The 13387-nt window shown below is 46.4% G+C and carries 10 protein-coding genes; 1 reads left to right on the top strand and 9 read right to left on the bottom strand.

The annotated features are described in order from the left end of the window. Positions 1-14: 14 nt before the first annotated feature. From fliE to AC4PME_RS02355, 5 genes are all read right to left on the bottom strand, one after another. A complete protein-coding gene (gene fliE, locus AC4PME_RS02375; protein WP_119500563.1) occupies positions 15-350 on the bottom strand; it encodes a flagellar hook-basal body complex protein FliE in 336 nt (111 codons plus the stop codon). Between the two features lie 236 nt (positions 351-586). Continuing rightward, positions 587-1933 carry a sigma-54-dependent transcriptional regulator gene (locus AC4PME_RS02370; RefSeq protein ID WP_491045100.1) on the bottom strand — a complete coding sequence of 449 codons (1347 nt, stop codon included), beginning with the start codon at positions 1931-1933 and terminating at the stop codon, positions 587-589. Further along, a complete protein-coding gene (locus tag AC4PME_RS02365) occupies positions 1930-3066 on the bottom strand; it encodes a sensor histidine kinase (protein ID WP_119500561.1) in 1137 nt (378 codons plus the stop codon). The genes AC4PME_RS02370 and AC4PME_RS02365 overlap by 4 nt, the downstream gene beginning before the upstream one ends. Positions 3067-3183: 117 nt before the next feature. Beyond that, positions 3184-4668 (bottom strand): sigma-54 dependent transcriptional regulator, encoded by a 1485-nt coding sequence (locus tag AC4PME_RS02360; protein WP_491045099.1) that lies wholly within the window; start codon positions 4666-4668, stop codon positions 3184-3186. 154 nt (positions 4669-4822) lie between these two features. Then, the gene (locus AC4PME_RS02355; protein ID WP_119500559.1) at positions 4823-5626 is read right to left on the bottom strand and encodes a flagellin N-terminal helical domain-containing protein; all 804 of its coding nucleotides are present in this window, start codon (positions 5624-5626) and stop codon (positions 4823-4825) included. 260 nt (positions 5627-5886) lie between these two features. Here AC4PME_RS02355 and AC4PME_RS02350 point away from each other — a divergent pair, with 260 nt between their 5' ends. After that, positions 5887-9399, top strand: coding sequence for a motility associated factor glycosyltransferase family protein (locus tag AC4PME_RS02350; protein WP_491045098.1), 3513 nt, complete (start codon positions 5887-5889; stop codon positions 9397-9399). A gap of 118 nt (positions 9400-9517) precedes the next feature. Here the strand turns inward: AC4PME_RS02350 and AC4PME_RS02345 are convergent, their stop codons facing one another. The 4 genes from AC4PME_RS02345 to AC4PME_RS02330 form a co-directional block, all read right to left on the bottom strand. Beyond that, positions 9518-10300 carry a class I SAM-dependent methyltransferase gene (locus AC4PME_RS02345; RefSeq protein WP_491045097.1) on the bottom strand — a complete coding sequence of 261 codons (783 nt, stop codon included), beginning with the start codon at positions 10298-10300 and terminating at the stop codon, positions 9518-9520. Positions 10301-10399: 99 nt separating this feature from the next. Then, on the bottom strand, positions 10400-11362 hold the full coding sequence (locus AC4PME_RS02340; RefSeq protein ID WP_491045096.1) for a radical SAM/SPASM domain-containing protein: 963 nt from the start codon (positions 11360-11362) through the stop codon (positions 10400-10402). Further along, positions 11347-12276 carry a class I SAM-dependent methyltransferase gene (locus AC4PME_RS02335; RefSeq protein ID WP_491045095.1) on the bottom strand — a complete coding sequence of 310 codons (930 nt, stop codon included), beginning with the start codon at positions 12274-12276 and terminating at the stop codon, positions 11347-11349. The genes AC4PME_RS02340 and AC4PME_RS02335 overlap by 16 nt, the downstream gene beginning before the upstream one ends. Further along, positions 12276-13355 (bottom strand): hypothetical protein, encoded by a 1080-nt coding sequence (locus AC4PME_RS02330; RefSeq protein WP_491045094.1) that lies wholly within the window; start codon positions 13353-13355, stop codon positions 12276-12278. Before AC4PME_RS02330 ends, AC4PME_RS02335 begins: the two co-directional genes overlap by 1 nt. Positions 13356-13387: the final 32 nt, after the last annotated feature.

Here is a 13387-nt window from a genome sequence, read left to right as displayed (position 1 = left end):
GACGTACTACTCCACTACACCGGCATGTTCATGATGGTTTTGTAAGCTTCGAGCACCTTGTTACGTACCTGAACGGTCGCTTCAAAGGCAATGCCTGCTTTTTCTTTGGTCAGCATGACTTCGGCAAGACTTAATGACGGGTCGCCCATCTCAAAGCGTTGTTGCATTGATTTTGATTCCATCTGCATGTTGTTCACACCTTCAACGGCCTGTTTCAACATGGCTGAAAAATCGCTGGCAGAGGCATTTTTTACTTCGAGTGCCTGTTCGGGCATCTCTGTAGCCTGCAGACGAGTCTGGCCGATCATTGATTGCATCTCCTGATACAAACTGTTGGCTTTAACGTCCATACCCCACTCCTCACTATATTGCTTATCGTCAGAAAGCTGTCTGACACTGGTTCTTAAACAGACAACAGCAAAAGCAATACCAACTTTTATTTTTCAATTTAATCAGCAAGTTAGAAAGAATGCCAAATTAATGACACAGGCAGGAGAGAAAAACGAAAAAAGCCACGGCGGCTGCCGTGGCAAGAGGCTTTAGTGTGAAACACACACTTGCAATGAATACATTGATGCAATATTAATCAGGCAGGAACGTCGATACCTTCTTCCCGCATTCTGGCCAGTTTGTAGCGCAGGGTACGGGGACTGATACCAAGCTTTTCAGCCACTTCCTTACGTTTCCCTTTACACAACTGCAGGGTATCAAGGATTATCTGATGTTCCTGATGACGCAGCTCAGAACCGAGCTTACTGTCGTCGGTTACCACTTCATCAGCCTGAATACTGTGGCTTGCCAGTGTAGCAGCCATATCAATCATCAGATCAGAGGATTCGATAACTTCACCGTCACACAGGATTAAAGCGCGCTGGATAACATTTTCCAGTTCCCGCACATTGCCCGGCCAGTCATACTGAACCAGCTTGTTTCTGGCGGCACCGGACAAACGCAGCGTACTTTCACGCTGACCGCCGGTATGACGCTGGATCAGGTGTTCGGCCAGCGGAACAATATCACCCGGTCTTTTCGCCAGCGGCAACCAGACCACCGGGAAGACATTCAGGCGATAATATAAATCTTCGCGGAACTCCCCCGCCTCTACAGCCTGACGCAAATCCCGGTTACTGGTGGCAATGACCCGGACATCCAGTGCAATAGTTTTGCGTCCGCCCAGGCGCTCGACCTCTTTTTCCTGTAATACACGCAGTAATTTCGCCTGCAGGGCCAGGTCCATTTCGGTAATTTCATCCAGCAGAATAGTGCCGTTCTGCGCCTGCTCAAATTTACCGGGACATGCCTGAACCGCGCCGGTAAAGGCACCTTTTTCATAACCAAACAATGTGGCTTCCAACATATTTTCAGGAATGGCCGCGCAGTTGATTGCCACAAACGCCTCCGCAGCTCGGGATGACTGATCGTGGATATAACGGGACAGCACTTCTTTACCGGAACCGCTTGGCCCCAGCACCATTACTGTGGCATCAGAACCGGCAACCTTGCGTGACAACTCCAGCAATCTGAGACTGCCGGGATCTGCCGCAATGGGCGTACGGGACTCAATTTTATGTGCCGGTGCATAGCGGCTGACCAGATTCAGCAGTACCTCAGGAGCAAACGGTTTGGACAGATAATCTGTCGCTCCGTCACGCATGGCCTGAACCGCATCATCAATGGTGGCATACGCCGTCATCAGCAATACCGGTAACTGCGGATAACGGGCTTTAATATTTTTCAGCAGGGTCAGACCGTTCATGTCACCCATCTGAATGTCACTGACGACAAGATCAACTTTCTCCGCAGCCAGCTGAATCAGTGCATTTTCTGCAGAAAGCGCAGCAATAACCCGGTAATCAGCCAGTTTCAGCGTGTCATTTAATGCTTCACGCAACCCCGCGTCGTCTTCAACAATCAAAATAGTAGAGTGGCTCATACAAGGTCTCCTGTATTCTCAGGGGATAAAGTGGTCCGGGTAACAGGCAGCGTCATGGTGAAGCACGCTCCCTGTCCCTCTAAATTAGTCACACCAAGCCGGCCTTTGTGTGCATTCACAACAGATTTCACTACCGCGAGTCCCAGGCCCGTGCCATGGGTTTTCGTAGTGAAAAACGGTTCAAAAATTTTCTGGCGCACAGCTGCCGGAACACCCGGCCCCTCATCAATAACAGAAACAGCAATGTGTTCACCGCTGCAAACGGCATTGACGTAGACCGTCCCGCCGGCTTCACTGACCTGACAGGCGTTATGCACAAGATTAAGTAACGCTCCCTGCAGGGCTGTAAGATTGCCGGTAAGTGTGGCGTCAGCACTGAAACCGCTGACGGATAAATTCACGCCGGCCTGACGGGTCATGGTTTCTGCAACAGGAACAATGGCATCTTCGAGTTGTGCAGGTGTCAATACGGACACGACCTGATCTTCACCGGATTTGGCGAACAGCAGCATATCGTTTACCTGACTCTCCAGTTCTTTCAGACGGTCGGTGAGTTTACCGGCAAAATCGGCTGTGGCCGCTTCCCCGAGGCCTTTGCGTTTCATATTAGCGGCGTACAACATCGCAGCAGAAAGCGGCGTGCGGATTTGATGCGCCAGTGACGCCACCATTTTGCCCAGCGCTGATAAGCGCTGCATGTGGCTGACTCTGGCCTGCAATTGCCGGGTTTCGGTAAGATCGGTCAGAACAATAAGCTGGCCCGGCTCGTTATCAAGAGGGGTAATGGATAGCTTTACCCGGCGGCCGTCAATTAATGACACTTCATGGCCGTCGTCCGCACGGGGTTTAAATGAACGGGCAATAATGGTTCGCCAGAGCTGGCCCTCGAGGGGTTCACCTAACAGTGACTTAGCCTGACCGTTCGCCTGACGCACAATCCCCTGCCCGTCAATGACGATGACGCCAGCAGGCATGACCTGCAATAAATGAGATAAACGACTGGCCTGCTTTTTAAGCACATCAATATCATCACTACTGCTTTCCGCCTGTGCAGAATGCGCGTAATGATAGTCAGATAAGTGTACGGATGCTTCGCCGGCAGCGGCTGCGTAGCTATGCCCATCGTATGTCATGATAACCCTCGTCAAAAAGCAGACATTACGTCCTGACTGGGTTAATGCATTTGATGTGCCAGTATTATTTTATATTTAAAACAGTAGGTTACAGAGGTTTTGTAAAAAAGGTTAAAGTCAATTATCTGACGATACCGACTCTTCGCGCTGAATTTCATACTTGCGCATCTTTTCAACCAGAGTGGTTCTGCGCATGCCCAGTTTATCAGCAGCGCGGGCAACAACCCAGTCCTGCTGATCCAGAGCCTGTATGATCAGGTTAATTTCCAGCTCCGACAGATACTCTTTAAGATTTACGCCCTCTTCCGGTAGCTGGGAAGACTCCGCGCCTTCTTCACGGGGGGCAGCATAAACCGAATCTTCAACCGGTGAACGTAAATCTTCTGAAGCAGCTGACTCGGCGAACAATTCATTGAATGCATCGCGTTCCAGCAACTCTTCCGGATAGTCCGGCTCGTAAGCCTGAATTTCACCGTACTGATACTTAGGCGGCAAGTCCTGAATATCAACGATTTGATTAGGGAACAGTATACTCAGCCGCTCTACCAGATTAGACAGCTCACGGACATTACCCGCCCAGTCATGTTCCATTAAAGAGGAAATAGCCATTTCGGTGAATTTAACCACCGATACGCCGTCACCCTGAATACGGCTGATTAATTCCTGCAGTAATAACGGGATGTCTTCGCGGCGTTCACGAAGTGCAGGACTGTCGATGGGAAACACGTTCAGGCGATAATAGAGATCCTCACGGAACTTATCGTCTTTAATCATGTTTTCCAGATTACGGTGGGTGGCAGCAACAATACGTACATTGGCTTTTATCGGTGTATGACCACCAACACGCTCAAATGTCCGTTCCTGCAATACCCGCAGCAATTTAACCTGCATTTGCAGCGGCATGTCACCTATTTCGTCAAGAAACAGTGTCCCGCCTTCTGCCAGTTCAAAGCGTCCTTTTCGTGCACTGATTGCACCGGTAAATGCGCCTTTCTCGTGGCCGAATAATTCACTTTCCAACAGTTCACCGGGTATGGCACCACAGTTAACAGGAATAAACGGGCCTTCTTTACGCTCAGACATAAAGTGAACGTTACGGGCGATAACCTCTTTACCGGTACCGGATTCACCCAGAATCAGCACGGTGGCGTCGGTCGGGGCAACCTGCTCTACCAGTTTACGTACAGTCTGAATTTGCTGGCTGCGACCAACAAGGCTACGGAAAAGACGGGTTTTCAGGCCAGCGGTTTTTACCGGGCCCGGACGGTGACGAGTGTATTCCTGGCAACGATGAATTGCCTGAGTCAGTACCGGGTAAGTAATAGGAAGTGTAGCGGTGCTGACCAGATTGCAATTCGGTGCAATAAGGCCATCCTGCGCCTGAATAGCGACAAACGGGATGTGGGGAAACTGCGCCACCAGGTTTTGAACCTGATCAGCTCTGGCGTAATCAATCATGACCGCTTCAACGGTATGGGTATTCAGATAGCCGTAGCTATCCGCAAAAGATTGCCCGTAGCAAGCTTCCCCCATGAACGTGATAACGGTTTCTAATTTTTGAATGAGTTCGCCGTCATCACTAACGAGCAGAATTTCCTTCATCTATTCCCCGAGAACGCATTTTTATTATTTACAGTTTAGCGCATCTGCATGATTGTAGCGGTAAAAGATCAGTTCGCAAACACTGATTCTTGTTCCTGAAGCAAAAAAAGCAGGTTTAACCTGCCTTTTTGATTAAAACGTAATCACACCCGTTCTAGTTTAACAATGCCAGAACCTGTCCTTGCTGTTGGTTCGCCTGTGCCTGCACAGATGTAGCAGCCTGACCCAGTACGCTGTTAGAAATATTTTCTGATACCGCCTGCGCATAGTCCAGATCCTGAATACGGCTGCGGGCTGCAGACACATTCACATCAGCTTCACTGAGGTTTCTTGCCGTACTGGCCAGTGCATTCTGTGTCGCACCGAGATCTGCGCGGAATCCGCCCACAGACTCAACGGCTTCATCAGCCGCCTGCAGCGCAGCATCCAAATCACCGGAGGTGATATCAATATTCAAAATACCGGACAGATTGCCTGCAACATCAGAAGTGCGTACACCCACGGACTGATCAGGATTTGCCCCGACCTGAAAATTAATTTCCCCTTCAGCACTCAGCAGAGGCTTGCCGCCAAAGGTCGTCTGATCGATTGTTTGCGAGATATTATCCTGCAACTGGGTAATTTCAGACTGTATCGCCTGACGATCGGCATCATTCAGTACGCCGCTGCCGGCCTGCAAGGTGAGTTCGCGGATACGGTTAACATCGTCATTAATGCCGGACAAGCCACTTTCCGCAACCTGCGCCAGCGAAATACCGTCATAGGCATTATTGATTGCCTGACGGTTGCCTTCTACCTGAGAAGTAAGACGGTCGATGATTTGCTGCGCAGCGGCACCGTCGGCAGCACTGTTAATGCGTTTGCCCGACGCCAGTTTCTCCATCAGGCTGGTTTGTTTTTCCTGCACCTGCTGAAGTAATGATGTTGTCGATGACGAATTGCTGTTGAAATTGATCATACACGCCTCCTCTCTGACGAAGTATAGCAGATCTGTGATAACACAATGGTTAACTTTAAGGTTATGAGGATGAATTACAAGGTATGGATTTCTATAACCAAGTTCACAGGTGTTGCCGGCTGTTTACTTAACCGGATATTGATAACCGGCAGCCCTCATCCGGCAATGAAGATTCTTATAAATCAATTAACTTCACCGGCTTGCCCTGCCGGGGAGTTCGGCATAACATTTATGTTTTCCGATGATTAAAGTTCCCGTCAATGATCATAAACGATATAAGAATTCACCTGCATGCTGATGAAGAGATCCAGAAATCTATCGAGGCCGAAAATGCAGAAACATTGATCAAGACATACAAAAAAGGCCTGCAAACGCTGAAGATCAACATGCCTCAGCTCGCCTCTCTTGTAGAAAATGAACGTAGCAGCAACATATCCGTTTTTTGTAATAAATTTGGCGAATTTAATATCATTGATTACGGCGCAGGGCAGGCATTCTATGGTTTGCATCCTGAACAGGAAGTGTGCTCCCATGTAGACAGCTGGGCCAGCCATGCAGCCAAAAAGTATTCTCTTACATCACCACCGTCTCCGGATAAATCTTCACGACTGGAAAACGCCCCCCTGGTAAAAGGTGACACCATCGACACACTGGTTAGTCTCGGGCTGGGCGGCGGAATACATATTGAATACTTATTAACTGAATATTCAATTCGCCACCTCATTATATATGAGCCGGAGATTCAGTATTTTAAAGCATCACTGATGATGTGCGACTGGAGCAGAATATTTTCTGTCGCCCGGGACAATAATACCCTGCTCTTTTTCATGCCACAAAATAACGGCAACACCATTGTTGATGACCTGCTTGAACTTAAACAACACGAAAACATTAACGACTTCTACCTCTATAAGCATTACAGCACGCCGGTTTCCGACGCTATTTTCCGTGCTTTCAGCGAAGATGACTGGGCGGTACTTTCTGCACAAAACCTTAATGTAGAAAAGTACATTCGCCGGGATGTACTCAAGCCCGCATGGTCAACCGTTTATCTGGACCCTGACACACACGAAGCGTTAAATGATACCGCCCCCCGGTTTGTTGAAAACCTGAAGGCGTTTAAGAAGTACTTTCCGGATATTTTTGACGAATTTAAGGAATTTACCCCGGCATACTGGTTTCCGGTAAAATGCGAAAACGGTGACATTAACTTACTCGATAAAACAGATAACACGCTGCTTTTATCGAATCCGCGCACAGAAGGTGAGCTTAATCAGCAAAACTTTGCCAGATATCCCCACAAGGATGGTTTAATCATGGGATACACAGGAGGTAAGTTAAACGACTACCTCCATTATCAGTATGTTGAAGAAACAGAAGGCTTGCTGGACAAACTGCATGAGACAAAGAGTCATTTACCTGAAGAGATAAAATCTCTGATTCTTTTTGGCCTTGGCTTTGGTTATCAGCTTGAAGCATTGCTCGCGTCCCACTCTGTGAATAAGCTATTTATTTGTGAACCTGACCGCGACTTCTTCTACGCCTCACTATTTGCCATCGACTGGCAGGCAATTTTCGATCAGACAGAAGCCATTGAAGGCAGGCTGTATGTCAATATAGGTGACGATGGCAGCAATCTGTCCAACGATTTAACTCATCAGTTCTATGCCGTCGGCCCTTATAATCTGGTCGACACATATTTCTATCAAAGTTACTTCAATCCCACCCTGTCTCACGCGATAGCGAACATGCGTGAGCATCTCCAGTTGCTCATCAGCATGGGCGAATATTTTGACCATGCCAGATTCGGAATTTCGCATACCAAAGAAATGATTTTGCGCGGTTCGCCCATCCTCACTAAGAAAGCACTGCGGCCTGTTCCGGTTGACATTGCCGATGTCCCGGTATTCATTGTGGGTAACGGCCCTTCTCTTGATGCCAGTATTGAGGCAATAAAAGAGTGGCGGGATTCTTCCATTGTTATCTCTTGCGGCACTGCGCTCATGCCACTGGAAAAAGCCGGCATCACGCCTGATTATCACGCGGAAATAGAACAAAACCGCTCCACATTCGACTGGTGCTCAAGAGTGGGAGCCTTCGATTACCTAAAGAAAATCACTCTGATCTCCTGTAACGGCATCCATCCTGATACTTCAGATCTTTTTGGTAAAACACTGATTGCGTTTAAAGACGGTGAGTCTTCAACAGTATCCAGCCTTGAAGTACTCGGACGGGAAAATTATACCGAACTTAAATTTGCCTACCCTACCGTAGCCAACTTAGTGAATAACCTGTTCTGTGAACTTGGCTTTACTCAATTATATTTGTTCGGTATTGACCTGGGGTTCGCCGACGACACCTATCATCACAGTAAGGACTCGGGTTACTACGACGAAGACGGTAATGAAATTTACGATTATCGTGAAGCCAACAACACAGCAATTAAAACCAGAGGAAACTTCCGTCCGTTCGTTTTTACCAAATACGAATTCAAGATGTCCAGAACAATACTGGAACAGGTTTACTCAAAATATCCGGGGGCAACCTGTTACAACACCAGCGATGGCGCGTTCATCAATGGTACGTCTCCACTGGCTCCGGATTTAATATTAACTACATCAACTCCTCAAGCCAGGGAAGCTTCCCTGACCTTCATCGATACGGTGGCCTTCCGGCCCGTTAGCAATACTGCACAATTTACAGAAACATATAATGAGCGCTATCAGACTGACAGTTTCAGAAACGAAGCAGAAAAATTACGGTCATTAATAGACAGTACAGAGGCTACCGCCACAGCAGTGGAAAGATTGGTTGATGCGCAAAGAAAGCTGATTTTTGATTCCTATTCGAATGGCAAGTCACTGCTGTTCTATCTGCTTCACGGCACTGTGAACTACACCAATGCCTTTTTGATAAAAGTTATCGCCTCAGACGAAGCTGAAACCCTGCTGCCTGCAGCATTGGAAAGCTGGAAGAAGTGGTCGGAGATTCTGATTGATGACTACCTTGAAGCACCTGATGCTTATGATTTGATATCTTCTTTCCGCCACTTACGGATAGTGAGTTATTGCAATAAATATACGCTTAACCGGTTGTGCGAGTTTTATATCCCGACGTCGGATGGCATGTTTGAAAAGATTTACAACGGTACTTTCGAAAATAAAAATTGCGTTGAAGAAACCGCGCAGAAAGAACTCGTTATGTTCAATAAATCCTGGGACGATGTAAGTTTCGCCAGAGCTATTGCGATTTGTACAGATTCAAACAGTGACTTACTTTTCACAGGTACATGCAACTGGTCTGATATAGACCGCTGGCGATCTGCTTTAAAAGACAAATTCCCGGACGCGAGTTTTTATTATTACCCCTCAGAACATGACGACTCAATAGATGATGAAAACCGGCTATTCAAGGGAGAAATTCCTTTTTTCGCTCCGCTGTTTCACGCCAGACAAATGCCGTTAATGCGCAAAGGAATTGCTCACGCATGTTTGTTTGTAGAAAAGCTCAGATTTGTTGCAGAGCCTGACGAAATAGCAATTAAAAGCATGGAAAAGCAAATTGCTCAACTTTCAGGTTCAGATTTGTTTTTGGATTTCGGCAACTATCTCGCCATACCTTTAAATCCCGGTGACTATCATAAGATTGCTGTCGATATAAAAGGAGACCGTGGAGTAATCAGGAACAGAACAATTCAGTTAGAAGACATTTTTTATATGATTGATGAAACTGTTTATCTGAGACAAAAGAAGTGGCTGGCTGACAACACTTAAAACGTAAATGCAAAACTTCTCTCTATAAAACAAAACCCCGCAACAGCGGGGTTTATATTTTCCTGAGATGCCTACCTTACCATTTCAGCGGACTCGCGGTAATTCTCTGCAGCACTGGCTACCGGTACTCCATACATGGGAGGCCATCGCGCACCTTTTTTGAAATCGTGACAATGTTATCGAAGAAACTTATCGAGTGAATATTCTTGTATGCTATTGAAACATCCAAAGATTGATATTTATCTTCATTATCAACGCGGAATCTTGCAGGAACAAATTCTCCTTTATAAGGTGACTGTAACTCTCTTGCCAGATCGTAGGCCATTTCCATAAAGTTGGGATTAGTATCATTGAACGCTTTCATGTAGTTCACAAACACATCCTCAACGAGATAAACCCCGTTGTCAGAAAGGCCATTCAAAAACAGATACAGGAAGGAAATTTTTTGATGTGAGGCTATATGGCTACCGTCATCAATAACAATATCAAACTGGCCATGTTTGGATACAACATCTTCAAGAAAGCTGACAGCCCCCTGATCACCTATTTCTACATAAATATCATCTTCAGGGACTTCACATGCTTTACACTCAGGTTTGATATCGACACCAACAATATAAGCATCCGGGAAGCTCTGTTTAAGCATGTGAAGCGAGCCACCATGATGCACACCGATTTCGAGGATCCTGACCTTCTCTTTATTTCGGAATTTTGCGAACACTTCTTCGTAAATTTCCAAATAGTGAGGCCACTTGTCTAATTTAACTTTCTCCGCGTCTTCACGATAATAGTACGCTTCAAATGGATTATTCTCATCAGAAGCACCTTTCCTTTGCGGAAAGGTCAGTGTCGTAGTTTGTTTAAATGCTGAAAATAGTTTTTCTATATGGGAATCTGTCATACCCTGACCTTAATTCAGTCTCTGTTAATCGTTTGAAGCCAATGCCGGGGGGTTACCTCACAAACATGCAGCTTTGCATTTTCACTGCTAATACAGCAATCAGTGCTTACTTTTCACTCTGATGATACCGTCCCAGAAATTACTGTCCGTACAGGTTTTGCAGGGCGTAATGTCTTTTCCGCAGCCGGTTTTCTTTTGTAGTTTGCCGGCAAAATCCGAATAGTAGATATCATACAAAGAATTTTCCATGATATTGCCAAGATGCAAATCCATATTTACATCCAGATTGCAAGGTGACACATTACCTTGCCAGTCTAACTGACAAAACTTTATATCCCATACATTACACGTTCCGCTGGTAATGGACGGATCGGCAATTTTACCGCCGTAAGACAAAACGGGCTTCACAATAATTTCGTCCCGTACCCCAAGGTAAGGTTGCCAGTAATCCATAAACCGGGCGGACTGCCCCTTGTTGTACTGACTCTCCACGAAGACTAATCTGGTAGGTGAATGATCAGGCATCGAGAACCACAATTTCATCTTCTCGTGAATTGCTTCCAACCTGTTCTTTTTTATACTATTTCCCTGTAAGTCTTTGACTCTGCCAGGGCGTGCAATGTCAAATACGTCGTCATCAATAGCATCGATACTCAGCCTGACCTGATTCATTCCGGCCTTAATCCATGTACGCATGGTTTTTTCATCCATCAGCGACATATTAGTATTCGTTACCAGTTGATAACTTTTACGTCTGGCCAAAATTTCCAGAAAATCGTGGTACTTTGGATGTAACGTCTGCTCACCAAAGAAGTTGAGTTCAACCACTTTGGCAACCCGCTCACATTCGTCCGCAATTCTGGAAAAGACCGCAGAAGATATGTTGCCAATTGCTCTGTCATACGTGGCTCCTGCTGGCTGAGGTTGCTTTGAGTAACGGTATGATTGCGGGCATATAGGACATCTGAAATTACACGCATTTGTAAACTCCAGTCCAACGATAAGGCGCTGATCCGGCGCCACCACAGGCGACTGTTTCAGAAGCGTTATTTCTTGTGACATAAAAATGATCTGCCGGTCGCGGAATAACTTCTGAACTCTGAAACCTCCCACTCAGGGTGCTTGCACATCCATTCATTCAGGGCGCGCTTTTCTCCTTTAGAGCTGTCACCCCACATAGAGTCATAGTCATCCAGAAGTAAAATGAAATTATCTGCCAGATGGGGGGTCGCAAATTCAAGCGCATGCAGAGCAGCAGGATAAACATCGCAGTCAATGTGAATAACGCCGAATTGATGTTTCACTGCTTCATGTTTGTCCGGCGTTTCAAGAGAGTTATCAAAGTCACATTCAACAAGTGAAAGACGACTCTCCTGTCCGCCTGCCACAGTAAAATTCAGCAAAAAGGTCTCTTTATTAGCGTAGTAATCACCGGTTTGATAAAAATAGTCTTCGCCCGGGGCTTTCCCCAGGATACCTTTGAATGAATCAAATGCGTAAAAATGTTGCAAAGTCTGACTAAAAACTTGCCAGGCTAATGTACAGGTTCTGCCATCAAACACCCCAAACTCACCGTATGCCAGATTGCTCTTGTCCAGTTGCTTAATACCGTTTATATAGTCATCGCACAACTGAAACATGCCGGCATATGAAATGCCCCTGCGGCGTACGTCGGGTTTGGTAAAGAATACATCTCTGGCGTTTCCAAAGACCACAGGAATTCCTTTATCTTTATAGTCTTTGAGTTTTTTACTGGTAGCCAGTGCTGCCTGCAGGTCTGACTCAAAAACAATTATCAGTGCAGGGCAAAACCGCCTTTCCATAAGTTTATCGAAATGTACAAGCTCAACTTCCGGGCGATTTTCTAAGCCATTTTCGACGAGAATTTGCTTTGCCAATCGCAAAGCGTCATCGCAGGAAGCAACGATAACCTTGTCTGAAAAGTCTGTGTTGACATAACGCGTTAAAGCTCCCATTACCCCTCTCCGAAAATGTATACATTGTCTTCGCAGGTCCCTTCGCGGATTAGTGTGTTTTTAATGTCAAGACAGTGGTTCAAGCTGGCCACTATAATAAAGTAGTCGCCGGAATCTCTGGCGGCTACTTTATAATTTCCGATAAGTGTTCCGGGCTCCGCAAAGGAATCGAAAAATTTATCGACACGTACATGATTTTCAGCCAGAAGAGCTGCCAGATATTCACCAAACTCGCATGCCCCGTAGATAACAATTTGCTTACCCTCACCGGCGTGCTTTTTCGCCAGCGCCAGCATTTGCGGATATTTCGGCGATGTTTTACGGGTTAATGCTATTGAACCGAAACCAAGAAAACGCCGGTTGTCGAAAGGAAATGGTCTCAGCTCGTTAATTTCTTCACCGATGACTTTGTGATTATTCTCATAACCGTAGCAAGCGTTATATTCACTGAAATGCTGTGTTATCCATTCAGCTTCACGTCCCGTGATCAACGCCTGTTTAAAAGCCACCTTATCCGATGCCCCCGAATTCAGAGACTCAATGAAGGAGGCGTTCGATTCTGCCACATAAGATATGGAACTTAAGTCCGTATTCGGGTTCAACATAGCTTTATCAAATGTTACAGGCAAGGCCTCCATCACTGCACGAAGTTGCGCTTCAGGCGACTCAATAAATGCCTCAAACTGAATCACCGGATAGCCAGAGTCCATAAACAGCTTCCAGTCTTCAAGAAAGCGCTGCATCCGTAAAAAAAGAGGAGGATCTTCAGCGGTCAGTCCGTTCAGGCCGTACCATTTTTTCTTTAACGACACCCATACATCAAACGGGTTCCTGACGACCATCAGCGGATAAGGCTTATAACCATGCATTTCATATACACTGGCCACCTCCTGCCAGCGAAAGGCAATAGTCGTCATTTTCACCCAGGTTACCGGCGTGGTCACCGCTGACAGGTTAACTTCGATTCGGTCTGACGCCATATCGAGTATGCCATCCAGCTCAGGATGTTTTAAGAAAGCTGCCGAGACCAGCGTTGTACCACCGCTTTGTGTTCCTGTTGCCAGGATCATTGGTTTCATGTTCAGAACTGCCTTTATCTGTTATTTGCCGG

The organism is Alteromonas sp., assembly GCF_984505615.1.
This window is presented reverse-complemented; position numbering and strand designations above follow the sequence as displayed.